General features: G+C 67.8%; 24 protein-coding genes. 7 read left to right on the top strand and 17 right to left on the bottom strand.

Translation table 11 applies throughout. The features are described from left to right. Positions 1-25: 25 nt before the first annotated feature. From ACSQ2B_RS09525 to ACSQ2B_RS09495, 7 genes are read right to left on the bottom strand one after another with little or no spacing between them, the layout of a single operon-like run. Positions 26-2,080: a response regulator gene (locus ACSQ2B_RS09525; RefSeq protein ID WP_436049261.1), complete on the bottom strand. Its 2,055-nt coding sequence runs from the start codon at positions 2,078-2,080 to the stop codon at positions 26-28. After that, positions 2,077-2,703 carry a chemotaxis protein CheB gene (locus ACSQ2B_RS09520; RefSeq protein ID WP_436049260.1) on the bottom strand — a complete coding sequence of 209 codons (627 nt, stop codon included), beginning with the start codon at positions 2,701-2,703 and terminating at the stop codon, positions 2,077-2,079. Before ACSQ2B_RS09520 ends, ACSQ2B_RS09525 begins: the two co-directional genes overlap by 4 nt. Then, complete coding sequence (locus ACSQ2B_RS09515; RefSeq protein WP_436049258.1) at positions 2,700-4,964, bottom strand: hybrid sensor histidine kinase/response regulator; 2,265 nt, start codon at positions 4,962-4,964, stop codon at positions 2,700-2,702. The genes ACSQ2B_RS09520 and ACSQ2B_RS09515 overlap by 4 nt, the downstream gene beginning before the upstream one ends. Continuing rightward, entirely contained in the window at positions 4,961-5,626 is a 666-nt protein-coding gene (locus ACSQ2B_RS09510; RefSeq protein WP_436049256.1) for a chemotaxis protein CheW, read from the bottom strand. Before ACSQ2B_RS09510 ends, ACSQ2B_RS09515 begins: the two co-directional genes overlap by 4 nt. A 1-nt stretch (position 5,627) precedes the next feature. After that, the gene (locus ACSQ2B_RS09505; RefSeq protein WP_436049255.1) at positions 5,628-6,887 is read right to left on the bottom strand and encodes a CheR family methyltransferase; all 1,260 of its coding nucleotides are present in this window, start codon (positions 6,885-6,887) and stop codon (positions 5,628-5,630) included. Positions 6,888-6,891: 4 nt separating this feature from the next. Beyond that, positions 6,892-7,335 (bottom strand): chemotaxis protein CheW, encoded by a 444-nt coding sequence (locus ACSQ2B_RS09500; protein WP_436049254.1) that lies wholly within the window; start codon positions 7,333-7,335, stop codon positions 6,892-6,894. Between the two features lie 2 nt (positions 7,336-7,337). Beyond that, the gene (locus ACSQ2B_RS09495; protein WP_436049252.1) at positions 7,338-8,903 is read right to left on the bottom strand and encodes a methyl-accepting chemotaxis protein; all 1,566 of its coding nucleotides are present in this window, start codon (positions 8,901-8,903) and stop codon (positions 7,338-7,340) included. A 217-nt stretch (positions 8,904-9,120) separates the two neighbouring features. Here ACSQ2B_RS09495 and ACSQ2B_RS09490 point away from each other — a divergent pair, with 217 nt between their 5' ends. After that, the gene (locus tag ACSQ2B_RS09490) at positions 9,121-9,756 is read left to right on the top strand and encodes a DUF7700 domain-containing protein (protein ID WP_436049251.1); all 636 of its coding nucleotides are present in this window, start codon (positions 9,121-9,123) and stop codon (positions 9,754-9,756) included. Positions 9,757-9,874: 118 nt separating this feature from the next. Further along, on the top strand, positions 9,875-10,246 hold the full coding sequence (locus ACSQ2B_RS09485; RefSeq protein ID WP_436049249.1) for a PRC-barrel domain-containing protein: 372 nt from the start codon (positions 9,875-9,877) through the stop codon (positions 10,244-10,246). 36 nt (positions 10,247-10,282) lie between these two features. Here the strand turns inward: ACSQ2B_RS09485 and ACSQ2B_RS09480 are convergent, their stop codons facing one another. Continuing rightward, entirely contained in the window at positions 10,283-10,501 is a 219-nt protein-coding gene (locus tag ACSQ2B_RS09480; protein ID WP_436049247.1) for a hypothetical protein, read from the bottom strand. 696 nt (positions 10,502-11,197) lie between these two features. Between ACSQ2B_RS09480 and ACSQ2B_RS09475 the strand changes: the two genes are divergently transcribed. Continuing rightward, a complete protein-coding gene (locus ACSQ2B_RS09475) occupies positions 11,198-11,704 on the top strand; it encodes a DUF1993 domain-containing protein (protein WP_436049245.1) in 507 nt (168 codons plus the stop codon). Positions 11,705-11,721: 17 nt separating this feature from the next. Here ACSQ2B_RS09475 and ACSQ2B_RS09470 read toward each other — a convergent pair whose 3' ends face one another. Beyond that, positions 11,722-12,138: an EthD domain-containing protein gene (locus tag ACSQ2B_RS09470; protein ID WP_436049243.1), complete on the bottom strand. Its 417-nt coding sequence runs from the start codon at positions 12,136-12,138 to the stop codon at positions 11,722-11,724. A gap of 172 nt (positions 12,139-12,310) precedes the next feature. Here ACSQ2B_RS09470 and ACSQ2B_RS09465 point away from each other — a divergent pair, with 172 nt between their 5' ends. Then, positions 12,311-13,270 (top strand): Gfo/Idh/MocA family protein, encoded by a 960-nt coding sequence (locus tag ACSQ2B_RS09465; RefSeq protein WP_436049241.1) that lies wholly within the window; start codon positions 12,311-12,313, stop codon positions 13,268-13,270. 50 nt (positions 13,271-13,320) lie between these two features. On the opposite strand, the gene ACSQ2B_RS09460 is transcribed toward ACSQ2B_RS09465, so the two are convergent. Further along, positions 13,321-13,524 carry a hypothetical protein gene (locus ACSQ2B_RS09460; RefSeq protein WP_436049240.1) on the bottom strand — a complete coding sequence of 68 codons (204 nt, stop codon included), beginning with the start codon at positions 13,522-13,524 and terminating at the stop codon, positions 13,321-13,323. A 285-nt stretch (positions 13,525-13,809) separates the two neighbouring features. On the opposite strand from ACSQ2B_RS09460, the gene ACSQ2B_RS09455 reads away from it, so the two are divergent. After that, positions 13,810-14,289 carry a helix-turn-helix domain-containing protein gene (locus tag ACSQ2B_RS09455; RefSeq protein ID WP_436049239.1) on the top strand — a complete coding sequence of 160 codons (480 nt, stop codon included), beginning with the start codon at positions 13,810-13,812 and terminating at the stop codon, positions 14,287-14,289. A 92-nt stretch (positions 14,290-14,381) separates the two neighbouring features. After that, the gene (locus ACSQ2B_RS09450) at positions 14,382-15,251 is read left to right on the top strand and encodes a hypothetical protein (RefSeq protein WP_436049238.1); all 870 of its coding nucleotides are present in this window, start codon (positions 14,382-14,384) and stop codon (positions 15,249-15,251) included. On the opposite strand, the gene ACSQ2B_RS09445 is transcribed toward ACSQ2B_RS09450, so the two are convergent. Both ACSQ2B_RS09445 and ACSQ2B_RS09440 read right to left on the bottom strand, forming a co-directional pair. Continuing rightward, positions 15,223-15,726: a hypothetical protein gene (locus ACSQ2B_RS09445; RefSeq protein WP_436049236.1), complete on the bottom strand. Its 504-nt coding sequence runs from the start codon at positions 15,724-15,726 to the stop codon at positions 15,223-15,225. The genes ACSQ2B_RS09450 and ACSQ2B_RS09445 overlap by 29 nt on opposite strands. A gap of 826 nt (positions 15,727-16,552) precedes the next feature. Beyond that, positions 16,553-16,984, bottom strand: coding sequence for a hypothetical protein (locus tag ACSQ2B_RS09440; protein ID WP_436049234.1), 432 nt, complete (start codon positions 16,982-16,984; stop codon positions 16,553-16,555). A gap of 206 nt (positions 16,985-17,190) precedes the next feature. Between ACSQ2B_RS09440 and ACSQ2B_RS09435 the strand changes: the two genes are divergently transcribed. Continuing rightward, positions 17,191-17,790 (top strand): YdeI/OmpD-associated family protein, encoded by a 600-nt coding sequence (locus ACSQ2B_RS09435; RefSeq protein WP_436049232.1) that lies wholly within the window; start codon positions 17,191-17,193, stop codon positions 17,788-17,790. A gap of 276 nt (positions 17,791-18,066) precedes the next feature. On the opposite strand, the gene ACSQ2B_RS09430 is transcribed toward ACSQ2B_RS09435, so the two are convergent. The 5 genes from ACSQ2B_RS09430 to ACSQ2B_RS09410 all read right to left on the bottom strand — a co-directional run bounded on the left by ACSQ2B_RS09430 (position 18,067) and on the right by ACSQ2B_RS09410 (position 24,852). After that, complete coding sequence (locus tag ACSQ2B_RS09430) at positions 18,067-18,456, bottom strand: response regulator (RefSeq protein ID WP_436049230.1); 390 nt, start codon at positions 18,454-18,456, stop codon at positions 18,067-18,069. Between the two features lie 4 nt (positions 18,457-18,460). Further along, positions 18,461-20,116, bottom strand: a complete 1,656-nt coding sequence (locus tag ACSQ2B_RS09425; RefSeq protein ID WP_436049228.1) for a sensor histidine kinase — start codon at positions 20,114-20,116, stop codon at positions 18,461-18,463. After that, the gene (locus ACSQ2B_RS09420; RefSeq protein WP_436049226.1) at positions 20,116-20,679 is read right to left on the bottom strand and encodes a YfiR family protein; all 564 of its coding nucleotides are present in this window, start codon (positions 20,677-20,679) and stop codon (positions 20,116-20,118) included. Before ACSQ2B_RS09420 ends, ACSQ2B_RS09425 begins: the two co-directional genes overlap by 1 nt. Then, positions 20,676-22,592 carry a TonB-dependent receptor plug domain-containing protein gene (locus tag ACSQ2B_RS09415; RefSeq protein ID WP_436049225.1) on the bottom strand — a complete coding sequence of 639 codons (1,917 nt, stop codon included), beginning with the start codon at positions 22,590-22,592 and terminating at the stop codon, positions 20,676-20,678. Before ACSQ2B_RS09415 ends, ACSQ2B_RS09420 begins: the two co-directional genes overlap by 4 nt. 262 nt (positions 22,593-22,854) lie before the next feature. Further along, a complete protein-coding gene (locus ACSQ2B_RS09410; protein WP_436049223.1) occupies positions 22,855-24,852 on the bottom strand; it encodes a protein-L-isoaspartate(D-aspartate) O-methyltransferase in 1,998 nt (665 codons plus the stop codon). Between the last annotated feature and the right edge of the window lie 46 nt (positions 24,853-24,898).

Raw genomic sequence — 24,898 nt, 5'->3', positions numbered from 1 at the left:
GGCGCGCGGCGGCTGGAAGCGGATTCTACGCCGCTCGGTGGGCGCCGACGTCCTTCGGTCCCCGGCCGGCGGTGTGCAAGGAAACCGCCGCGATCAGGTCGGCCGGCATCAGCGGCTTCGGCAGGTCGCCGGTGAAGCCCGCCTGCAATCGCGCCGCGGCGCTTGAGGCGTCGATCCCGGCCGAGAAGGCGAGGATCGGGACATTGGCGTTGGGACCGCCGCCCTCCCGGATTGCACGCATGGCGCCAAGGCCGTCGAGCTCGGGCATGCGCAGGTCCATCAGGATGAGGTCGAAGCGCGTATGGCTCGCGGCGGCCACGGCGTCGAGGCCGTTGGTGACCTCCCTGACCTCCCCGACGACCGGGTCGAGCACCGCTCGGACCAGCTCGCGATTCATCGCATGGTCGTCGGCTACAAGGACCCGCGCCTCAGACCGGACCATCGGAATGACCGGCCTGTCTTCGACGTTCGACGCGACGGACGGCGACGCCGGGATCTCAAAGAAGAAGCGCGCCCCCTTTCCGAGCTCGCTTTCCACCCCGATGCGCCCGCCCATGGCTTCCACGAGCCCCATGCAGATCGCCAGACCCAGGCCGGTGCCCCCATGGCGGCGTGTGTCGCTGCTGCCGACCTGGGAGAAGCGCTGGAAGAGCAGGGTTTGCTGGTCTGGCGAAATGCCGGGGCCCTGGTCCTTCACCGAGACGGTAAGCCGCTGGTCGGCGGCCCGCCAGGCGGCGGCGAGGACGATCTCGCCGTCGTCGCTGAATTTCACCGCATTGCCGACCAGGTTCAGCAGCAGCTGCCGCAGACGGTTCGGGTCCAGCGACAGGCTCGGCGGCAGGTCGGAGGTCGTGAACCGCAGCGCTACACCCTTGGCGGCCGAGGCCTCGGAAAACAGCTCCAGGGTCTCGCGGCAGACCTCGGCGGCGTCGGAGGGTTCGGGGCGGATCTCAAGTTGGCCGGATTCCAGCTTCGAGAAGTCGAGGATGTCGTTGACCGTCGCCAGCAGGGCCGCGCCCGCATTGGACGCCTTGCGGATATAGGTCCGGCTCGCCTCGGTGAGGTCTGGCTGGTCCATGGCCAGTCGCGTGAAGCCCAGCACGCTGGTGAGCGGCGTGCGCAGTTCATGGCTCATGTTGGCCAGGAATTCGCCCTTTACCGCAGCGGCGGCCTCGGCCTCTTGGCGGGCGACGCGCAACTCCGTCTCCAGTGTCTTGCGAAGGGTGTCGTCGCGGGACACGTCCACGAAACCGAGGGCGCGGCCGTCGTCCCCGCGAACCAGGGTCGGGTTGCCTTCGATACAGATCCACCGCCCGTCCTTGTGACGGATCCGGTATTCGACCGGCTTGCCGTCGGCCTGGTCGCCCTTAATCATCCGTGCGTATCGCGCGAAATATGGACCAGCGTCGTCGGGGTGGAGGAGATCGGCGATGTTGCGGCCAACCAGCTCCGGGGCCGCGTAACCCGTAACCCGCTCAACGGCGGGCGACAGATAGAGCATGGTCCCTTCAAGGTCGGATCGCGAGATGATGTCGGTCGCGGTGTCGGCGAGCAGGCGATAGCTGGCTTCGTTCTCCGCCAGCGCGATCCCGGCGGCCATGAGCCGCCGCTGGCTGTCGCGCAGGGCGCGATAGGCCTCGTCGCGCTGAATCTGGGCCTGATAGGCCATCGAGTGGTAGCGGATGCGGGCGACCAGCTCGATGGGGTCGGGCAGCTTGACCAGATAGTCGTTGGCGCCCAGCTTGAACGCCTCGCTCTTCACCAGGGGCTCCTCGCGGCTCGACAGCACCACGATGGGGGCGCCGGCGGTCGCAGGATCGGCGCGATACTGGCGCACGAGATCCAAGCCGCTGACATTGGGCATGATCAGGTCCTGCAGAATGACGGTCGGCCGGAAGTCCCGGGCGACGGCCAGCGCCTGCCGCGGATCGGCGCAGTAGTGGAACTCGGCGTCCGCCTCGTGCAGCAGGACGCGGCGGACGGCCTCGCCGACCATGGGCTGATCGTCGACCAGCAGCACCCGGATGGTGGAGGCGGTCGCAACGGCCAGATGATCGGCCATCGAATTGGCGGTCGTCACGGTTCGTCTCCTGTCGCCATCATGGGAAAGGCCCTGGCCAGCCTCGCGGCGATGCGGTCGAGCGGCAGTATGTCCACCGCCGCGTGCGCGGCCGCTGCGGCCTTGGGCATGCCGTAGACCGCGCTCGTCGCTTGGTCCTGGGCGATCGTATGAAGGCCCTTGAGCCGCAGGGCCTTCAGACCCAGCGCGCCGTCGGCGCCCATGCCGGTGAGCAGAACGCCCACGGCCTTGCCTGACCATCGCTGGCAGACGCTTTCAAAGAAGACGTCGATCGAGGGGCAAAAGGCGAGGGTGCGGGGCTCGGCGGCATAGGCCAGCCGGCCGTCCGCCCGCATGGTCAAATGCCCGCCGTGGCCGGCCACCAGGACGGCGCCGACTTCGGGCCGCTCGCCCTCCTGCGCCAGGCGCACGGGCAGGTTGGATTGCTCGCCAAGCCAGGTCGCAAGACCGTCGACGAATCGCTCGTCGACGTGCTGGACGATGACAATCGCGGCCGGAAACTTGGCCGGCAGTCCCTTCAGCAGCACCGCCAGGGCCGCAGGTCCGCCCGCCGAAGCCCCGATCACCACCAGCGGCGGCCGCTCGGCCGCGCCAGGCGCCTTTTGGGCGACACCGATCCTCATGCCGCAGCCTCGCCGATCAGGTCGACGACCGCATGCAGCAGGGCGTCGTTTTGGAAGCTGCCCTTGGTCAGGTAGTAGTCCGCGCCCGCTTCCAGGCCGCGGCGGCGGTCCTCCTCGCGATCCTTGTAGGACAGGATGACGACCGGCAGGGACCTGAGCGCGGGATCGCCGCGCATCAGCCGGACCAGCTCCACGCCGTCCATGCGGGGCATGTCGACGTCGGTGACGACCAGGTCGAAACCGCCGCCCCGCACGGTGGCCCAGGCGTCCATCCCATCCACGGCGACCTCGATCTCGTAGCCGTGATGGTCCAGCAGCTTGCGCTGCAGTTCGCGCACGACGAGGGAATCGTCCGCCACCAGGATGCGTTTTCGGAGGGTCTGGCCGGCGACGTCCGCCTCGCCGCGCACCTTGTTCAACCGGTCCGAGGCCGCCAGCTTCTCCATCGAGCGGACCATGTCCTGGACGTCGACAATCAGGACGGGATCGCCGTCAGGTGTCAGGGCCGCGGCGCTGATGTCGCGGATCTTGCCGAGTCGGGGGTCGAGCGGCTGGACGACCAGCTCGCGGCCGCCGAGGAAATTGTCGACCACCAGCCCGTAAAGGTCGTGCTGGTCGCCGAGCACGATGACCGAGAACTCATCGCCCGTCGGTTGGCCGGCGAGACCCAAAACCTGATGGGCGCTGACCAACCCGACCTGGCGTCCGTCGAAATCGAAGTGCTGACGGCCCTCCAGTATCTTGATCTCCGCACGCCGCGCCGTCACCGCGCGGACCACGTGGGCCAGCGGGAAGGCGTAGGGTTCGCCGCCGATGTCCGCCAGCAGGGCGCGCACCACCGAGAGGGTCAGAGGCAGCTGCAGATGAAAGCGGGTTCCGGCCCCTGGCGTGGTCGAGACGCGGATCGTGCCGCGGACCTGTTTCAACATGTCCTGGACAGCGTCGAGGCCGACGCCGCGCCCGGAGATTTCCGTCACCGCCTGCTTGAGGGTGAAGCCGGGCAGGAACAGGAACTCCAGGAGCTCGGGTTCGCTCAGCTTCGCGGCCGTCTCGACGCCGGCCAGACCGCGGCTCACCACCGTCTCGCGCAGGCGGTCCAGGTCCACCCCGCGCCCGTCATCCGAGACCACGATCTGCAGCGCGCCGGCGCTGTGGTGGGCCTCCAGGCGCACGACGCCCTCGGCGGGCTTGCCCGCCGCCAACCGCTCGGCAGGCGTCTCCAGGCCGTGGTCGACGGCGTTGCGAAGCAGGTGGACGAGCGGCGCCTCCAGCCGTTCCAGGATGTCTCGGTCGATCCTGGTGGTCGAGCCGTCGAGCTCCAGCCTTGCCTGCTTGCCCAGGGACCGCGCCAGGTCGCGCACCATCCGCGGCAGGCCGAGGAGCCCATCTCCGAGCGGCTGCATGCGGCAGGCGAGGGCGTGGTCGTATAGCCTGTGAGCGACGCCGGTGGCCTGCCGGTCGGAGGCTTCCAGCTCCGCCAGGCGTTCGGCCAGGAAGCTCTCGCATTCCCGGATGCGGTCGCGAGCCTCTGTCACGGCGCCTTGGATGCGGGCGTCCAGGGACTGCGGCGGCAGCGCTTCCGCCAGGCTTTCGATGGCGCGGCCGGCGTCGCGCTGCAGGCGCTTCAGACGCAGCATCGACTGGCCGAAGGGATGCAGGCGCCGCGACCCCACCAGACTCTCGCCGGCCAGGCCGACCAGGCGATTGAGGTTGTCCACCGTGACCCGCAGCGCGCGATCCGGGCCGTCCTTTTCGATCGCACCTTCCCTTTCAATCGGGTTGAGGTCGCGCGGCCTGGGGCTCGGGGACGGCGCCCAAGCATCGTCGGATGGCTTTCCCGGCGGCGGGCGCGGCGCCTCCAGGACGTGGGCCAGTTCGGCCACGAAACCGGCGACAGACTGGCCGCGACGTTCGCCCAACGGATCGGCGGAGAGATTGGGCGACGCGGCGATGCTCAGCATCAGGTCGACGCCGCGCAGCAGCAGGTCGATCGAATCCTGGTCGAGCGCGATCCGCGCCTCCTGGGCGCCGACGAAGATGTCCTCCATGGCATGGGCCAGGCTCACGGCGGCGTCGATGTCGACGATCCTGGCGGCCCCCTTTAGCGAGTGCGCGGCGCGCATGCAGGCCTCGAGGTGGTCGGCGGATGTCGGATCGCGCTCCAGTGCGAGCAGGCCGTCCGTGAGGACCTGGGTCTGGCTCTCGGCTTCCACGCGGAACAGGTCGTGCATCGAGCACTGGCTGAGGTCTGCGCCGATCATGTCACGCCTCGATTCAAGGCTTCGAGAACCCGGCGACTGTCCAGGCAGCCGACAACCCGATCGGACCAGGCGAAGACGCCCGTGGTGTAGCTCGCTGCGGCCTTGGCGACGGTCGCTGGAACGGCCCGCAGGTCGGCGGGGTCATAGCTGTGGATGCTCTGGACCTCGTCCACCGGAAAAGCCAGCCGGCCTGCGGCATGGCGCAGGATGATCAGCCGGCGGCAGGCCAGGCGATCCTCCGCCGGGCCGGATGCGGCGGCCTCCTCGAGGCCCATGATCTTGGCCAGCGACAGGCAGATCAGGAGCTCGCCGCGAATGTTGACCAGGCCGAGGACCCCGCCGCCCCGCCGGTGCGGCAGGGTATGGATGGCGCGTTGATCCGCGACTTCGTCGAAGGCCAGGGTCGACAGAGCGAACCATTCCGGCCCGATGCGGAAGACGATCGCCGACCTTGTCTCGCTCTTGCCGACCGCGTCGGCCTGCTCGAAATGGCGGGTGCGGTCCGTCAGGTAGCCGGGCGGCGGGTCCCGGTTCAGAAGGTCGGCCGCGGCCGCCGAATAGACCGGGCAGTTACGGCAATGGGCGTGCTGGGTGAGTTCGGGACAGGAGGAGTCCCCATGCACGCCGATCCGGTTCCAGCAGTCGTCGATCTGCGGACCCATGCTACAGCGCCTCCTTCCGCTTGAGGCGCAGAGCGCGAGCGCCGACCAGCTTGGCGCCGGCCAGATCGCCCTGGCGTTGCAGCAGGAGGGCGAGGTGGTCCAGGGTCTCGCCGTCGGCCGGATCGAGGTAGAGCGCTTTGCGGTAGCAGTCGGCGGCCCCGGTCAGTTCACCGGAGGCGTCACGCAGGACGCCGAGCAGACGCCAGGCCTCGGCTGAGGGCGCTTCGCCCCGCAGGTGTTCCTCGCAGGCCTTGGCGGCGTCGATCAGGCGGCCCTGGTCGGCGAGACGGCGGATGTCGGCGATGGCCGGCCGCGTCGCCGACGCCGCGGTTGACGCCGGACGGGGCTGCGCGGGACGGGGCGGCGCGCCGGCGAACGGCCCCCGCCGCGACGAGGCTAGCGCGGGCGCGCTGACCGCGCGCGGCGCTGCGGGGCGCGGTGCGGAGCCTTTGAGAGCCGGGGCGGCGGGAACAGCCTTCCTGAAGGCGAAGGCTAGCGGTATCCGCGCCGAGACGAATGCGGCGCCGAGCAGCAGGTTCGCCTCGCCCGGCCCCACGAACAGCACGCCTTCCGGCGTCACGAGGCGCCGCAGGATTTCAATCGCACGCCGCTGGGTGTCGGCGTCGAAATAGATCAGCAGATTGCGGCAAAAGACGACGTCATAGCCTTCCGCGGCCCCGACGCCGTCGTCCGTCAGAAGATTGGCCTGCTTGAATCGAACCGAGGCGCGCGCGGCGTCTCCGATCCGGAAGCCGCCCGGCGCCGGCGCGAAGTGGCGGTCGCGGAAGCCGAGATCGGCGCCGCGGAAGGAGTTCTTGCCATAGACGCCCTCCCGCGCCTGCCCCAGGGCCTGGCCGCTGATGTCCAGGGCGTCGATGACGAACCGCTCCACCGGCAACCCCGCGTCAATCAGGGCCATGGCCATCGAGTAAGGTTCTTCGCCGGTCGAGCACGGCGCGCTCAGGAGCCGCATGGGGGGCTTGGCCGGATTGGCGATCCAGTCCTTGGCGGCCAGGGCGGCGACGGTGACGAAAGCCTCGCGGTCGCGGAAAAACCAGGTCTCGGGGACGACGACGGTCTCCACCAGCGCCTGCAGTTCCAAGGGCGAGACGCGCAACTGCTCAAGATAGGCGGCCGGCTGAACCAGTTGGCGCGCCGACATCCGGGTCTGGACCGCGCGCGCCACGGCAGGCGCGCCGATGGAGGCGACGTCGAGCCCCATGCTGCGGTTCAGGATCTGCTCGATGGACTTGAGGGGCATGGCCTCAGGCCAACAGCAGTTGCGACGGATCACGGTGGCGGGGCAGCAGGTGATCGAGCTCGATCCGCTGGATCGCGCCGCGCGGCCCGAGGGCGATGGGACCCAGATAGTTTGCGCTCTGATCCGCCCGGTTGTTCGCGATGAAGTCGTCGGGCTCGATCCGTTGAATCTCGGTGGCGTTCTCAGCGATCAAGCCGACCAGCTCGTCGGACTGTGCGCATCGCGCCAGGATGATCCGCGTGCTAAGCCGCCGTTGGGAGGCCCTGCCCAGGGTCATGGCCGCCAAGTCGAGGACGGGCACGATCTGGCCGCGATAGTTGATCGCGCCGGCGTCTCGCGCCGACGCGGACGCGGTCCGCAGGGCGTCCACCAGCGGCAGGATCTCGATGATCCGCGCCGCCTCCAAGGCATAGGCCTCGCCATCCAGGCGGAAGATCAGGTGCAGCATGGTCAGGCCGCCTCGAGCTTGAACTTCGCAACGCTGCTGCGCAGTCCGCTGGATACCGTGTTGAGGTCGTCGATCGCCGAGCTCGACTGCTGGAGCGATTCCACCGTCTGCTGGGCGGCTTCCGTCAACTGCAGCAGGGCCTGGCTGATCTGCTCGGCGCCGGTGGCCTGGGCCTGCATACCGTCGTTGACCGTCTCGAACTCCGGCGCCAGCGCCTGGACCTGCTGGATGATCTGCGACAGCTGAGCGCCGACCTGCTCGACGTTCTGCATGCCGTGGCGGACCTCCTCGGAGAACTTGTCCATGCCCATCACCCCGGCCGAGATTGCGGTCTGGATCTCCTTGACCATTTGCTCGATGTCGTAGGTCGCCACCGCCGTCTGGTCCGCCAGCCGGCGGATCTCGGTCGCCACGACTGCGAAGCCGCGGCCGTATTCGCCGGCCTTCTCCGCCTCGATGGCGGCGTTCAGCGAGAGCAGGTTGGTCTGGTCGGCGACCTTGGTGATGGTGGTCACCACCTGGTTGATGTTGCTGGCCCGGTCGTTCAGGACCGCCAGCTTGGCGCTGATGGATGCGGCCGCCTCGGTGACCTGGTGCATGGTCTCCTCCATCTTGACCAGGCCGCTCTGGCCGGCGCCGGCCAGGCTCGCGGTCTGTTCGGCGACGGTGGAGACCTCGCCCATGGTCCTGACCAGTTCGCGCGAGGTGGCCGAGATTTCCTTGGAGGTGGCGCCGATCTGGATCGTGGTCGCGGCGATCTCGCTGGCCGTGGCCTGTTGCTGCTTCGAGGTGGCGGCGATCTCGGTCAGCGAGGTGTTCACCTGTATCCCGGAGGCCTGCACCTGTCCGACCAGGCCGGTCACCTCGTCGACCATCCGGTTGAAGCCCTCGGCCAGCTGGCCGAACTCGTCGCGCCGCTCGACCGCCATGCGCTGGCTGAAATCGCCCTGGCGCAGGAGGTCCATCACCCCGAGCAGGCGCTGCAGCGGCCCATTGATCGCCCGTTGCAGGAAGTAGGCGCAGGCGAAGGCGGCGACCAGCGCCGCGCCGAAGACCAGCACCACGTTCCGCTGCGTCGCTGCGACCTCGGCCACGACCTCGCCGACCTTCGCCTTGGCGTGCTCGTTGTTCCAATCGGCCACCACGCGGACGGCGTCCCTGGCCTTGAGATAGGTCTCATCCCGCTCTGCTGGGCTCGCATCTTGGGGAACCGACAGATGGGCCGCGATCGCTGTCTTCGCCGCCTCCAGGTTGCGACGATCCGCATCGGTGAAGACCGTCGCCTGGTAGGCCCCCAACAGGCGCTGGAGATCCGCCGTGCTCGCGGCCAGGCGCGCACCGTCTTCGTTGCGCAGCCGCGACCGCTCCGCGTGGGTGTAGTTGTCCGCCAACGCGCCCTTGAGCTCGCCGCTGACCTGGAGGCCCGCGATGGAGTCGGAGAGCAGAGCCGCGGCGTGCCGCTCGATCTGCTCCAGGCGAACATAGGTCAGCGCGCCCATTACGGCGACGAGCCCGATGATCAGGCCGAAACTCCCAAGGATGCGGTGGCGGATGGTCAGGTTCTTCACGGGCCAGCTTCCCAATTGGCGGGGAGCCCGGGCGAGATCGCCGAGGCGCCTCGGCGTCCTTGCGTGGAAGGCCGCCAAGTCTCCGCACAAGTTGCCAAGATAAGGGTAATTTCGCCTCGCCGTAAGCGGGTGTGTCAGCGAGCCGCAACTCCCGGTTTCGGTCGGTGGTGTCGCCGGCGCAGTCAAACCTCTTTGAGCAGCGTGCACGTCGGTGCGATTGACAGACTTCCTCCATCGGCACGCAATGGCGCGACCGGAACAGGAAGCATCGGAGCGCGGCATGTCAGACGTTCTTGCCCCCGCTGAGCCGCGGCGGGCGACCCCAACCCCCTTAGGGAACCTGCAAAAATTCTTGCCGCTTCCGGTGATGCCGCATCATGCGCAATGGTTCGAGGCCGGCCCGGTGACCTTCGGCGTCGAGGCGCGTGTGCTGGACAATAAGCAAGGCGAGGTCGGCGAAAAGAGCGCCAGCATTCATATCTTCAATGCGGATCGTTCCGAGGAATATGTCCGCTTCGACTGTTTCCAGCGCTTTCCGCACTATCACTACATCCTGAACGCCGAGCAGCATAACATCGCCTGGGGCTACGATACCGAGGCGAACGGTCCGATGCTTCCCTGGGCGCTGAGCACGATCCGCAACCGCCTGCCGATCCTTCTGCGCCGGGCCGGCGCCGTCGAACTCGCCGAGCGGCTGGAGCGGGAGGGGTTCGACACCTCTGTCGTCGACAGGATCGAACGGGCGATCGCCGATTGGGAGCCCGCCCTTCCGGGCCCCGAAATGCTGCAGGAAACCCTCGACTGGTACGCGCGCTGGAAGAGGATCCATCCACAGTTCAACACCGAGACCTAGGCGGCGGCTGTCCGTCGCTGAACCGCAAGGCGCTTTATCGGTTTCCGAGGGAGCAGCACTCGCTGCGGGCCGCGATCCTGCCGCCCGATGGGAGCGCCGCTGCACCTGGAGCAGCGCCATGGGCGTCAAATCTCCCCACGAACTTATCATGTCGAGCCGGGTGACCGGCACGCCGGTGCTGAACCGCGAGGGCGAGCGCATTGGCCATGTGGAGGACCTTTCCATTCACAAGGTCTCCGGCCACGTGATCTACGCGATCCTGTCCTTCGGCGGCTTCCTGGGCATCGGGGAGCGGTTCCACCCGCTGCCCTGGTCGGTGCTCGACTACGACCCCGACCGCAACGGCTTCGTCGTCTCCCTGGAGAAGAAGATCCTCGAGGATGCGCCTTCCCTGACCCGGGAGGAACTGGAGGCGCTCGGGGCGGGCGACACCTGGCGCACGCGCCTGTTCGACTACTACGGGCGTTACGGCGCCGTACCCTACATCTGAGCGGCGAGGCGAAGATCAGCTCAGCAGGAGCCCAACCTAGATGGCCGTTGCAGGGGCGAGCAGCGCCGCCAGCGCGGCGGCGGCCGCGACGATGGCGGCGGCGCGACGACTGTCTCGTCGGCTCAGCACCTTGCGAGCCTTCTCGTGCGCCGCGTTACGGCGCTCCGACGAGAGCGGAAACAGGCGATCACTCGCCTTGGCCACGTCATGTCGGGAGACGTTTAGATCTCCCCGAGGGGTCGGAACCTGGAACATCGGCATTCCTCGGCCTGGACACGGTCGACTCGCCGCAATGGGTGGCCGGGACGCGCTAGCGGGAGCGTGCGCGTGCTCGGGCTCTGAGCGCGAGGCCGATGACGACCCCGGCAGCCGCGGCCAATCCGGTCACGGCCAGGGGACGACGCCGAGCCTGTGTCGAGACGAAGCTTTGCGCGCGCTCTACCTGCGCCCGGCCGGTGCTCGCGGCTATCGCCGTGCGGTCGCGGAGCGTCCGGGTCGCGTCTATCCGAGCCACCTCAGCCCGATCTTTCAACCGCCTGAGGCGCTGCGCCCAGATCGACCCTTTCGGGGCGGCGGCGCCGTCATACATCTCCTGTGGAAGGCGCGCGTCTTCGTGCATGAACCACCTCTTGCCTGCGAGAGATGGAAAACGGACCAAGGTCGGCTGTCGTTCCCCCGCCGATGGGAAACGCCCCCCGCGCCGCGTCGCGCGGAGGGCGTCCCTTGAGGCGGCGGTGCGCCGCCGCTGGCGCGCGGGGCGATGTGGGGGCTCGTTGCCAGCGCGCCACCTGTTTGATGGACCTGTTGCGGCGGTCTGACTCTGGCGAATGATCATAAGGCCACGCTTTCGGACAGTCGCGTTCGCGCTCACCGCGCGCTTTCGAGATCCGGAGACGGGACGCAGTGCTGTCTGTAGAAGGCAGGCATCTTTGACGCGCCACGGGAGTCGCAATGTCGCTTTCAATGTACCAAGCCTCGGCGCCGGTCTTCACCCAAGCCCTGAAGGGGCTTCTCACAGGACTGGATAAGGCGGCCGACTACGTCGAGCAGCGGAAGATAGATCCCGCTGCGCTGCTCCAGGCTCGGCTGTACCCGGACATGTTTCCCTTCCAGCGCCAGGTGCAGATTGCGACTGACTTCGCGAGGGGCGGGACGGCTCGCCTCGCCGGGATCGAGCCGCCGCCCTATGAGGATGTGGAGACGTCCTTCGCGGAGCTCCGGGCTCGCGTCGAGGCCACGTCGGCCTTCCTTGCGACCTTCGAGCCGTCACAGATCGACGGCTCAGAGGACAGGGACATCACGCTCACGCGCCGGGGCGAGACCAGCGTTGTGAAGGGTCAGCCCTACCTGCTGCTGCAGGTGATGCCGAACTTCTATTTCCATGTGACGACCGCCTACGCGATCCTGCGCCACAACGGAGTAGAGCTCGGCAAGCGGGATTTCCTCGGCGTGTCTTAGAGCGTGACAGCTGACGCTCAGGCCCGCTGCAGCCTGAGCGTCTCCGCGCCGTCGCCCGGTCCGGTGTCCCGGGCGTCGCATTTGATCAGCAGGGTGGCGTCGCGATCGAGGAAATGCTCCTCGTCCTCGTAGAAGACCTTGCTGATGACAGGATCCGCCAGCAGCCGGATGATCTCGTCGTAGGCCGCCTCGTCGGGCATGACCCACTCGGTGACGCAGTCGTAGTCCCAGGGCTTCGGCCCGAAGCCATGGCCGCCGTCCTCCCCGGTGACGCCCCCGCCCCAGGTCTCGACCTTGTAGTTGCGCTTGTACTCGAGCAGCCTGTGCCCGAAATACTTCTGTCCGAGGACGGAGTGGCTCGTCTCGTAATGGTCTTGGAACTGCTCGAACGTGATCCCGGCCTTGCGCTTCAGAAACCAGAGCACCTTGTACATGCGATCCTCCCCATCTTGCCCCGGAAGGCGTCGGCAAATTTTGTGCGGCGCAGCGGCCGGGCAGGGGGCGTCGCCCGCGCGCGCCCGCAGAAATTAGAAGCGGGTCCGATGGATATGACAATACGCTTGGCGTGGCCTGGGCGAGCCGGGCGTTACAAGGGAGGTCGGCGCCATGGAGGTCCTCGTTATCGGCGCGGGGTTCGGCGCCCATGTCATGGCGCCCGCCTATGCCCGGGTCGGGATGAGCCCCAGGGTCGTCTCGCCACGTGACGGCGAGGCCTTGAGCCAGGCCCTGGCCGGGAGGCTCGACCTGGTCTCGGTCCACTCCCCGCCGTTCCTGCACCACGAGCACGTCATGATGGCGCTGGACCGGGGCTGCGCGGTGCTCTGCGACAAGCCGTTTGGCCGCAACGCCGAGGAGGCGCGGCGGATGCGCGACCGCGCGCATGACCTCGGCCTGCTGCATTTCGTCAATTTCGAGCTCCGCTGGAAGCGCACTCATCTCAGGCTCAGGCAGCTGCTGGACGAGGGCGCCATCGGCGCGCTGCAGCACGTGAGCTGGACCATGTTCGGCGACGGCCTGCGCGGCCAGAAGTACGGCTGGCTGTTCGACGCCGATCGCGCCGGGGGTTGGATCGGGGCGTACGGCGCCCATGCCATCGACACCCTGAGATGGCTGACAGGACGCGAGATCGTCCAGTGTGGCGGCGTCGCCAGAACTGAGATCCCCTCGCGGCTGGACCAGGACGGCGTCGCGCACCCCGCCACGGCGGAAGACGCCTTTTCCGCCTGGTTCGTGATGGATGACGGCTGCACCTTCAATTTCGACACGGCCTACGCCGCCGCGGTGACGATGCCGGAACGCCTGGTCCTGCTGGGCGCCGAAGGCGCGATCGAGGTGGTCGACGATCAGGTCCTGACGCTGCGGCGGCCTGGCGGGGCGGCGGAGACCTTCGATCTCGGGGCGCCGGCCGGGAACGCCTACGCTCAGACCATCGATCCCTGGCTGGCGTCGGTGCGCGACGCGCTTCGCGACGGCCGGCAGATCGTCCCCAGCTTCGACGACGGCGTGGCCACGACCGAGGTCCTGGACCAGCTGCGCGCGGCGGTCTGGATCGCGCGGCGAAGCTAGGTCTGACCCTGCCCATCGCCCTTCCAAAGTCCGAGGCGGAACATCAACGACTAGCCGCCGGCGAGCGTCTGCAGTTCGCTCAGCAACTGTTCGAGACCGCTGATCAGCATCTGGCACCGGTTATGAGCCTCGGGGTTCATCTCGAGGAGGTAGCCCGAAATGCCGAAGACGCTGAGCTTGAGCAGTTCGGTGTAGATCCGGACCTCCTCCTCTCCGTCCCCGTGGTGCGGATGTACGAGCCGGTCGACAGCCATCCTGACTAGCACGCGCCGATTATGGTCCTCGATTGTGCCCATCTGTCTCCACTCTCTCGGCCCCAGCCCTGCCAGGCTAGCGGTGGTCAGCTCGCTGTCACGGCTCCGCTTGCCTGACCCCAGCGCAAAAGTGAGCCCTTCTGAAGGCGTTCGTTGGCGATGCTCCATCTGAACCGTAGTGGCAACCTGCCGCGGCTCTTGGACAGCACGCCGCAGGGTTGCGCCTTATTACTTGAAGTAGAAGAGGGGGGTGCAAAGCCCTGAAGCCGGAACCGGAACGGAACCATGCAGACGCTCGCAGTGATTGAACAAGCACGTCCCGCCCCGCGGTCGGCAAATCCGATCGGGCTCACCCTGGCGGATCTCAACCATGCACGGCCCTCGGAACTGCTCGCCTTCCTGAAGCGCGAAGTCGCCGACCTGACCGCCTATTGCGCCACCCTGAAGGGCGCGCTCTCCGCGGCGGGCATGACGTCCACCCCAGCGCGCCATCCCCTGCTGGCGAAGTTGAAGCCGCAGGAGGCCGCGCTCGTCGGCATCCTCTTCTCGGCCTATCCGAAGGTCCTGCATCGCTACGACATCCTGGAGGCGCTGCCCGGGCGCGATCAGGTCGAGGAGCGCGTCGCCAGCCTCGTCGGCTGCAAGGTGGCTCACGTTCGCAAAGCGCTCGGCCACGACGTGATCGAGAACGTCCGCGGCGAAGGCTACCGGCTGGGCGCAGCCTTCCATCGCGAACTCGCCGCGACGGAGCGAGCCGCCGCCTGACATCCGATCTCCGGGGCGAGCGATTGTGGTGCGCCTCGGCGGCATCTCATGACACCGTCAGGCGTCTCCCGACCAGCGTTCGGACCCGACGGATGAAAAGGCTGATCGACGGTTTCGCCTTGTGGGCGTTTCGAGCGCTCGCCAACGCCATGTTGCTCGCCGGCATGGCCGTGTTCGTGGCCGGTTTCGCTGCTCACGGACTTTCGACTGGCTGGCCGGCGATCGCCAATTTTCTCGCCATGCTGTTTCAGGTCGGCGGCGTCTTCATTGTCGCCGGAGCCTTGGCGATCTACCTCACAGCCTCACGTCGCACCCTGCTGCCGAACGAGGGCGGCCAGCCGCGCCCCGGCGGAACGGAGCCCGGTGGCTGGATCTTCGGACTGGCCGCAGCCCTTGCGGCGCTCCCGTTCTGGCTGCTTCTCGCCCTTCGCCCATTCCTCGCCGAGTGGGCCCGACTGATCGACCTCATGGAACGGTCGGGGATCTGGGAAGGCACCAACGCCAATGGTTCGGGCCTGATCCTGGTTCCCATCGCCGCTGCGCTGACGCCGCCGTTTTTCGAGCTGGCGGCCATGGCCCTGTTCGTTGCGGCCTCATCGCTCTTGCTCGCCCTGCTCGTCACCCGCAGCCGCCGCTTCCCCCGCCTATATCTGGTGAGCGCCATCCTGCTGTCGGCCCTGGTGTTCGCGAGCATGCGCGGCGCGGCGGAGGCGACGTCGATGGCGGCGGCTCTGCGTCCCCTGTTCGACGGAGCGACCGAAGTCGCGATGTTGAGCGATGGTCTCGACCGCTATGTCGCATTCGTGAACGCGCCAATCCCGATCCTGCTCGGAGCCTTGGGCGGCTATCTGGTCTGGACGCCTGCGATGGTCCTGTCAGCGCGGGTGCGGACGACGTTCGCCCCGGTCGTGCAGGCGCCGGACATCGTGTCGATCACCCACCATCCGCGTCATGACGGCTGACGCCCGTGTCCGAGCCGAGCGAACTCGCGATCGTCGCCATCGCCTCCAACACCTGCGTCCAGGTTTCGGCTGAAAAGCGACCGGGGAAAATCACGAACCCCTGCGGCTGCCACAGCACCTTCAGCCACTCCCCCTCGACGCTGAGCTCCAGGTTGCGGTCGTCGAGCCATGATCGCGCCTGTCCCGCCGCGCCTTGCCAGGTTTGGGCGAGGAAGGCCGCGGCGCCGAGGCCGCCCTGCGCGGACGTCCGCACAGCCAAGACGAGGTAGCCCGGTGAGTAGCGGCTGCGTTTGAGCTGCAGCCGGACCGCAACCTCGCGGCCGCGAAACAGCCCGCTGGCGTAGGAGCGGCCCGAAAGAAGGCTGAATGGCCCGCGCCGGACGCGCGCCTCCGAAAGCAGATGGGCGAATTCGCCCAGGAATCGCTCCCCTGGCGCGATGAGCATCCAGAGCGCGATGCCGACGGCGACGAGCAAGACCGGTGTGATGGCGGCGCTCCCCAGGCCAGACGAAAGGGCCGACCCCATCCTGCCATGGACGGGCTGTTGCGGTCGTCTTCCGACGGCGACAATCGTCTTCGCCTAGCGGTTGGGATCAATCGCCGCCACGCCGTCCGCCCTGACGGACCAGACCGCTGTCGAGGCGGCGGCGACTCGCAGCCAACGCCCCTGAGGATCCTGGCGCAGAACCTCTACGGCGTGACCTCTCGTTTCCTCGATGGTGGCGACTTCAAGGGCTGTAGCCAGGGCCTGCGTCGGGTCGCCAAAAGCCCCGATCTCTCGGCTGGCGCCACGAATGGTCCACCGCTGAGCCCTGGGCACGATGAAGAAGCGATACTGCGACACGTCAGCAGAACGCCCAGCCCGCCCGACGGTTTCGCTGTTCCGAAGGCGCGGACCTGAGAAAACGCGCCAGCGCATGGACACCGGCCGCGGTCGTTCTGCGAGTGCTTCAATAGGATGGCGGTATCGAGATCCGCCTATGGGTGATGCATGCGATAGTCGGAGAAATTAAGCATACAACGTCAGTCGTCATTCAGGTTGACGTGGGAAGTGTGGCTATGAGTTTCTTTTGGCCCACTCGCAGAGCGTCGGCGGCGACCTTCCGGGTTCGCCTCGGGCGGCTGCTTCATTGGCTGTTTTTGATCCTTGGCGGCGTTAATCTGTGCATCGCCGCCGGCGCCGCGCTGTCTGGCGCCGTAAGAGACTGGAGACTTTTGGCCATCTGGCCGGTGAGCTTCGCCCTTTTCGCCGTCGCTGGACGCGGTCTCCGCTACCTGCTGGCGGACGAGTAGTCCGCCGCCTAGCGCTTGCGGAACCGTTTGGCTTCCGCCTCCAGCTTGGAGACCCAGGCCTCCGGCTCGTTGCTCTCGGCCAGGAAGGGCAGCGTCCCGGCCACGCCGCGCACGGCCAACCACAGCGGCCCGCAAAAATGGCCCAGCACGCGCAGCGGCCGCCGCTTGTCGTCGGTGACGTCCCAGCCCTCGCCCTCGAACGCGGCGACCTGCACGGCCGGTGATTTCAGCTCAATGTCGTCCCAGCCCTGGGGCCGCGCCACCGCCTCGGCCTCGTCCGCCGTCAACCCAAACAGGGCGGTTGCGCACGCATCGATCTCCGGAAACTCGGCCCGGGCCTCCGGCTCCGCGAAGTCGCGCTTCAGGATCGCCCGGTACTCCAGATCGTTCACGCCAGGCAGGTCAATCAGGCGCCGCAGCGCGTCAGGCTTGCTCGTCATGCGCCCGGCCTACCGCGTATCGCCCACCCTGGCGAGGATTGTGGGCGCGGTCGTCCGCCGCCCACGCCACCGACGCGTTCTGGAAGGGTGCGACGGTCAGCGGGAGAACTAGGAAGTTGGAGCTCTCGATCCTAGAATTTGGCTGAGCCCCACACGCCGACCGCGGCGCGGCTCAAGATGGCGCGCACCTCAAACCAGGCTTCCCAATGCCCCCCTTCCAGATTGACCTCGAAAAGGTGCGCGAGTTCTCCAGCGCGGAGAGCTTCTACACTTGGCTTGGCGCGAACTGTGGGCGAGAGAGCGAGGTCTGGATCAAAATCCACAAGGTTGGTTCTGGGCTGAAGTCTATTACGCCGGCACAGGCTGTCGACGTCGTGTTGTGCTGGGGCTGGATCGACGGAGTGCGCAAGGGTTTCGACGAGAAGAGTTTCCTGCAGCGCTACACCCCGCGGGGCAAGAAGAGCATCTGGAGTCAGATCAACGTCGACAACGTCGCCCGGCTGATCGCCGAGGGGCGGATGACCGCACAGGGGCTGAAGGAGGTGGAAGCGGCCAAGGCTGATGGCCGATGGAACCGCGCCTACCAGAGCGCCAAGGAGATGAAGATCCCGGACGATCTTCAGGCGGCCATCGACGCCAGCGCCAAGGCCCGCGCGATGTTGGCGACGCTAAACGCCCAGAACCGCTATGCGCTCGCCTTCCGAACCCACAACATGAAGACTGAAGCCGGCCGGAAGAAAAAGATCGCGACTTTTGTCGCCATGCTCGAACGCGGCGAAACAATCTACCCGCAGAGCAATGCGTAGCCCGCCGGCCGGCGACGTACGCTCACGCGAGCGCGAAATGTCGGCGTCGGGACCATGTGCGTTCGGCCTAACCCATTCACGCAACGGTGTTTTCTTCGGGTGGAACGGCCTGTTTCGCTCGCTCTTGAATCCTTTGCCGGGGCCGTCCCAGAGCCCCCCTAGCCCGATCCTCATGGCGGCCAATGACCCCCCTCCAGAGGATCACGGGGCGGTCCCGACACATCGCCAGCAGGCCGTCACCGATCTCGAGCATCGCCCGCGCCGCGGCTGCCCGACCTATGGCGTGACCTTCGGCGTCCGCTCAAACAGCGAGGCGAGGGTTTTCTCCAGCACCTGAGGTTCGTAGGGCTTAGCCAGCGCCGGCAGGTGCGAGTAGGACTCGGCGATGCCGCCGATCCCGTAGCCGGTCGCAAACATGAAGGGGATGCCCTTGGCCGCCAGCGCGTCGGCCACGGGATAGACCTTCTCGCCGCCCAGGTTGACGTCGAGGATGGCGCCGTCGAGCGCCAGGGCCGGATCGGCGAGGAGGGCCAGGCCCGTCGAAACCGATCCGGCGACGTTCACCACCACGCAGCCGAGGTCCGACAGCATGTCCTCGACCATCATGGCCACCAGGGTCTCGTCTTCGACGACGAGCAACCGCGCTCCTGTGAGGGTTTCGATCATGGGATCAGGCCGCCATCTGGATCTTTCGGGAGAGGGGCAGCCGCATGCAGCAGCGCAGGCCTTGCGGCGCGAAGATCAGTTCGACCTGTCCGTCGAATTCCCGAGCGAGCCCCTTTTCCACCAACCGTGATCCGAAGCCGCGACGCGTGGGCGGCGACACTTCCGGGCCGCCTGATTCCGTCCAATCGATCTCTACGGCCGCCGGATCATGGAGGGAGTCCGCGCTCCACCTGACCTCCACCCGACCCGCCGAGACCGACAACGATCCGTACTTGGCGGCGTTGGTCGCCAGTTCGTGGAAGGCCATCGTCAGACTCACCGCGGCATTGGGCCCCAACTGCACGCGAGGCCCGGAAAGATGGATGCGCTCCGCCTGTCCCTCGGGGGCGTGGGGCGCCAGCGTCCGTACGATGACCTCCTTCAGGTCAGCGCCCTCCCAGGCGACCTCGGTCAACAGATCGTGCGCCCGCGCGAGCGCCGCGATGCGCGAGAGGAAGGCGCGTTCGAACGTGACGGCGTCGGTGTCCCGGGCGGACTGCAGGGCGATCGACTGTACGGTCGCCAGAGTATTCTTCACCCGGTGGTTCAACTCGTCGAGCAGCAGGCGTTGGTGCTCGTCCGCCTTCTTGCGGGCCGTGATGTCCAGCGACACGCCGGTCATCCGGATGGGCTGTCCATCGTCGTCATAGGCGGCTCGGCCGCGCATCAGGACCCACCGGGTCTCGCCGTCCGGCGTGATCGTCCGATATTCGCTCTCGAGGTCCGTGCGCTTGGCGATTGCAACGTCCATAGCCCGCTTCTGGCGCGCCCGATCCTCCGGGTGCACCCTTGCGACGAGGCTGGCGTAGCGGTCGAAGGCGTCGTGAGCGCCAAGTCCGAAGTTCTCCCGGAAGAGCTCGGACGCCATCATCCGGCCCGACGCGAGGTCGAGCGCCCAGTTGCCGAGCCGGCCGGCGCGCAACGCCAGTTCCAGCTGCTGTTCGGATTGGCGCAGCGCCGTGCGCCCGCGTTCGGTGGCGATGGCGAGCTGGGCTTCGGCCTCGGCCTTCTGGCTGAGCCGCAGCGCCTCCTCGGCCTTCGCCCGCTCCATCATCTCGACCCGGAGCTTGCGATGGGCTTCGGCGAGCGAGGCGTTGGAGACGCCGAAGACCGCGATGACCAGCGACGCCATGAGGATCAGCACGCCCACGGCCGCGTAGCGCGCCGCGCGACGCGGCAAGGGCTCGACAATCGTCCGCAGATAGACGGATCCGAGCCGGCTGCTTCCCTGGAGGACCGGCGCCGTCACCGTCAGGCTCGATCCGTCGAAGACCGGCGGCCTTACGGTGTTGACGACGGGCGGGCGGGCGCGCGCAGCGGCCGACCCGGCGACGAGCAGATCGCGTGTGTCATAGACGCCGACCACCTCCACATCTCGGTTGGCGCGCAGGGCGTTGACGTATTCCGCGGCTGTTGCCGGGTCGTCGAACGCCAGAGCGCCGGAGACGCTGCCCGCCAGGATCTCCGCCTGGACGGTGGCCTCGCGCAGCTTTTGGCCCCTGACCTGGGATTCGTTGGCCACCGCCATGGCCACGCCGGCCAGCAGCAGGGCCACGGCGACGCCGACCGCAAAGCGCGGCGTCAGTCGCATGGGTGCGCGGAGCTTCGGCCAGGCGGGCATCACGAACTCCCGGAGTCCGGCCTCACGGAGGTCGCAAGGCTCAGGAGCTTGGAACTGATCGTCAGCCGATTCGCCGCGGCGGCCCCGGTATCGATGTCGAAGCGCACACGGCTTCCCTTGAGAACGAACTGGATGACGGCGCCGGCCGCACCGCCATCCGCGACGGTCAGGGTCGGGGCGCCGCGCACCGCGCGCAGCGCGTCAGGCGGGCTCTGGTTGCGAGAAGCGCCGACATAGAGGATGTGGCAGCCGCTGTTCCCATCCACGTGGTCCAGGCGCCGGACCACCATTGGATGGCCGAAGATCGATTGGCCGCTCACCGCCTGGTCCAGGTTCGCGCCGAAAGGGTCCCGACCGAGGACGCACACCGCGAACGGACTCGAGGGCGAGGGAAAGGCCGAAGGCGGCCAGGCGACAAAGGGCGCAAACTTCTGGAGGTAGGCCGCCTTCACGGCGTATTCGATCGACCTGTCCTGGGCCTGGGCGACGCTTTCGAGGCCTAGCGTCGCCAGGATCGCGGCCAGGCCGGCCACGCCGCTCGTGCAACGCCGGGCGAGGTTCAACTCCCGAACCTCCAGGTGACGTCGACGACGACGCTGCGCGCAGTTTCGACGCCGCTGGCGCCCTGTTGCACCCTCGATCTGATCTCGCCGAACTCGGGATGGTGGTCATGTAGGAGGTTGAAGCCGGTGATTGACAGCTCCAGCGAGTCCGTAAGGGCCCAGCCCACACGTCCGTTTAGCTCTGTATAGGCGGGCGAAGCAGGGGCAGGGAGAGAACCCACCCTTCGCAGCTGCAGGTCCAGGGATCCGCCCTTTGGCAGGGCCATGCTCGAGCGGATCGAGGCCTGATACTTTGGGTCGTTTCCGGCGGTCTGAAGTCCGCCCACGCCACTGCTGTCGGGCTTGAAGCGCAGGTCCTTGCGCATCCAGTTGGCGCCGGCCGACAACCGCCACCAGTCGCGGACCTGATAGGCCCCCCAGGCCTCGATCCCATAGGTCTCGCCTTCCATCCCGTTGCCGATCAGGACCGGCCGGCCGCGGCCGCCCGGCCTCTCGAAGGTCCGAAGCTTGTCATAGACGTTGTAAAAGGCTGAGACGGACAAGGAACTGCGCGCGGTGGGCTGGCCGCGATAGCCCAACTCGTAGGCGACCAGCTCCTCCGGTTGAAAGCTTTCCGGCAGGATGTCCTGCGGTCCCCGCTGGTAGAAGTCGCGATCGAACCGCGTCGGCGCGCGCACCGCGCGTGAGACCGCCGCCCAGAAGAGCGTGGTCTCGCTGGCCTTCCAGGAGAGCCGCGCGCTCGGCAGCGGTTCCAGACCGCTGTAGGGTTCGTGTTCCAGCTTCAGCCCGACCGTGAGCTTGAGCGCCGGCGACAGCGCGATGGTGTCCTGGGCGAACAGGTTGGCGAAGTCGAGGCTGCGGCTTTCCGGACTGAAGAACTGGATGACCCCAGGCTGCGAGATGTTGTCCGGGACGATCGGGAAGCGATCCTCGGTGCGGCGATAGCCCCCGCCCCAGACGATGTCGTGCGCGGCGCCCAAGCTGAAGCTGTGCTGAACCTCCAGATCATAGGTGTGCAGGAAGTCTCCGTAGACCCCCGGCTTCCGGCGTTCGAAATAGTCGTAGTAGGCCTGCACCTGCAGGCTCGCTCCCTGGTCCAGCTGGCGGGTCCAGCGGGCGGTCAGGTTGTGGCCGGTGACGACTTGGGTGTTGCCCCGGACCTGTTGCTGGGAGCCGTCGTAGACATCGCCCTGGAGGGTGAGGAGGTCGCGGCCGGGGGCCCAGTCGATGCGAAAACCCGCCTGGCTCTGGCGCCATCCGTCGCGGGCGTTGAGGCCCGAGGCAGTGACGTTGTGATCGTGGTCGGCGGTCTGCGCGTAGAGCCTGTAGGTCAGCGCCTCGCCCAGGGTTGCGCCGTACTGCAGGCTGGCGCGCCGCTCGCGGCGGCCGCCGCTCACGTTCAGCACGCCGCCCTGGGTGTCCTTCGAGTTGCGGGTGATGATGTTGATCACGCCGTTGACGGCATTGGCGCCCCACAGCGTCGCGCCCGGACCGCTGATCACCTCGATCCGTTCGATGGTCTCCGACGGCACATCGTGCATGTCCCAGAACACGCCGGAAAGGAACGGCGTGTAGATGCTGCGCCCGTCGATCAGCACTAGCAGCTTGCCGGCCGCCGTTCCGTTGAAGCCGCGCGCCGTGATGGCGAAGCTGGCGGCGGTGACCTGGGCGACCTGGAGATTGGGCGCCAGGCGCAGCATGTCCGGCAACCGCTTGGCGCCAGAGCGGATGATGTCGTCGTGGGTGATCACGAAGATGGCCGCGGCGGCCTCGCTGAGCGGCTGGTCCGCCTTCGACACGGACGAGACGTCGATGTTGGCGAGCTCGTCGATGGAGAGGCTGCTGAAGTCGGTCGCGGCCGCGGCTGAAGCCAGGTCCGAAGCGCGCGCGGGGAGGCCGCCGGACAGAGCCACGACAACCCCTGCCGCCAGCCATGCGCCCGACTCGGCGCGCCGGGATCCGCCGAGTCCCCGCCGTGGCCTCCCCATGGCTCCCTCCCTCCCAGATCCCCTCCAATCGAGGGGACCTCGATCACCGCTCAACTTAAGTTGGCCGTTCTCGCGTCAAGGTAGTGCTCTTCCCGCGGGATGGATAGCGGAACCTCGTTCGACGGAAGAGCGGCCGGACACTAATGAGGAGGCCCTCTCGGTCATCGGCCTGCTTGAGCGTCGATCCTCAAAGGCCGAAGGGATAGGTTTCTTCCGCGCCCTTGTGCAGCCGGGTCGGCAGGGGGGTCACCGCGCTCGTCTTGTCGAACCAGACGTAGGCGTCGAACTGCTGCGGCAGGATGCAGGCGGAATAGTGGCTCCAGCGCTCGGCCTCCGGCCGGTAGATCACCCCGATGAAACGCTCCAGCCGGGGCTCGATCAGCCGGTCGCGCAGCGGTTGGTGCACGCCTTCGCGCAGGTCGAGCAGGAAGCGGTCGATCCCGCTGTCGTGCGCCAGGCGCTCGTAGCTGTCGGGTCGCGAGGGATTGACCAGCTTGATCTCTATGGGGGCGTCCCAGTCACTGGCGCAGGCCACCGTGCCGGTGTCGGTGCCGAAGCCGATCAGGGCGGCGTCCCGGCCGAACCGCTCGCGGCAGAGCTGGCCGATGTTCAGTTCGTCGCGCACCGCGCCCATCTCGGTCTTGGAGGCGTCGCCGATATGGGAGTTGTGCGCCCAGACCACGGCCTTGGCCGGCGGCCGCTTGGCGTCGAGCAGGGCGCAGAGCGTCTCGAACATGTGCGTGTCGCGCTGGTTCCAGCTCTCGGGCGCGCGGTAGTACATGGCCCGGTAGTAGGCCTCGGCGTTCTTCACCAGCCGCGCATTGGCCGCGCCGTCGAGGAAGCTCTCAGGGTCCTGAGCCACGTATTCAAGTTGCTTCTCGAGCATGTCGCTGAGCGTCTTGACGACGGCCTCCTCGCAGCCGCCGTAGCCCCGGGTGAGCGCCATCCGGCCATAGGCCTGCGGATCCTTCGCCCAGGGCATGAGGCAGGCGTAGCGTTGCCGCGCCACCTCCGCGGCGTCGGGATCCACGCGGTCGAGGTAGTCCAGCACGGCGCGGATCGAGGCCGAAAGGTTGTAGAGGTCGAGGCCGTAGAAGCCGGCCCGATCCTCGGCGGGCCGCTGCAGGTTCCAGCCGCGCAGCCACTCGATAAAGGCCTCCACTTCGGTGTTGCGCCACATCCAGGTCGGGAACCGGCGGAAGGGCGGCTCGGCGTGGGCCGGGGCGGGGCGATGGCGCACATAGCGGTCGAGGCTCGCCGCGTCGGGCCAGTCGGCCTCGACGGCGACAATGGTGAAGCCGTGCTGCTCGATCAGCCGTCGGGTGATGGCGGCGCGGGCGCGATAGAACTCGCTGGTCCCGTGGCTGGCCTCGCCCAGCAGGACCACGCGGGCGTCGGCGAAACGGTCGAAAAGTACGCCGAAGGCGGGATCGTCCAGGGCGGGCAGCGGCTCGGCGGCGGCGCGGATGAGGCCGGCTATGGATGGCGCAGGGGCAGGTTCGAAGCTTCGCGGCTCCGTCGGTCTGCGGGCGCGGGCGTCATCGGTCCAGCCGTGCTCGCCGATCAGCGGCACGAACATCACCCCGCCGAGGTCCTCCTCCTTGAAACGGGTCGCATCGACGCGCGTGACCTTGACCAGCTGCTGCTCGCGCTGGCTCTCGCCCACGGGCATGACCAGCCGCCCGCCGATGGTGAGCTGGTCCTTCAAGATCTGCGGGATGGCGGGCCCGCCGGCGGCGACCAGGATGGCGTCGAACGGCGCGGCCTCGGGCCACCCCTTGGTGCCGTCGCCGGTGCGGACTTCGACGTTGTCGTAGCCAAGCCGCTCCAACCGTTCGGCCGCCAGGCGGGCGAGCAGCTCGTGCCGCTCGACGCCGTAGACCCGCTCGGCGATCCGGCTCATCACCGCGGCCGCATAGCCGGAGCCGGCCCCGATCTCGAGGACCTGGTCGCCCGGCCGCACGTGGGCCGCCTCGATCATCAGGCCGACGATGTAGGGCTGGGAAATCGTCTGGCCGGCTTCGATCGGCAGCGCCGTGTCCAGGTAGGCGAACTCCTGCAGCCCCTCAGGAACGAACGCTTCGCGCGGCACCTCGCGCATGGCCTCGAGCACGTGGCCGTCACGCACGCCGCGGCGCGCCAGCTGCCGGTCGACCATCTGTGTGCGTTCGTGCGCCAGATCCATGGCGCGCCTCCGGGTAGGCACGTATTAACACCCAACGACGAGACTG

This window comes from Phenylobacterium sp. LjRoot225 (assembly GCF_964252855.1).
Taxonomy (GTDB): domain Bacteria; phylum Pseudomonadota; class Alphaproteobacteria; order Caulobacterales; family Caulobacteraceae; genus Phenylobacterium.
Note: the sequence above shows the minus strand (reverse complement) of the source record. Positions and strands in the feature narration are given on the sequence as shown.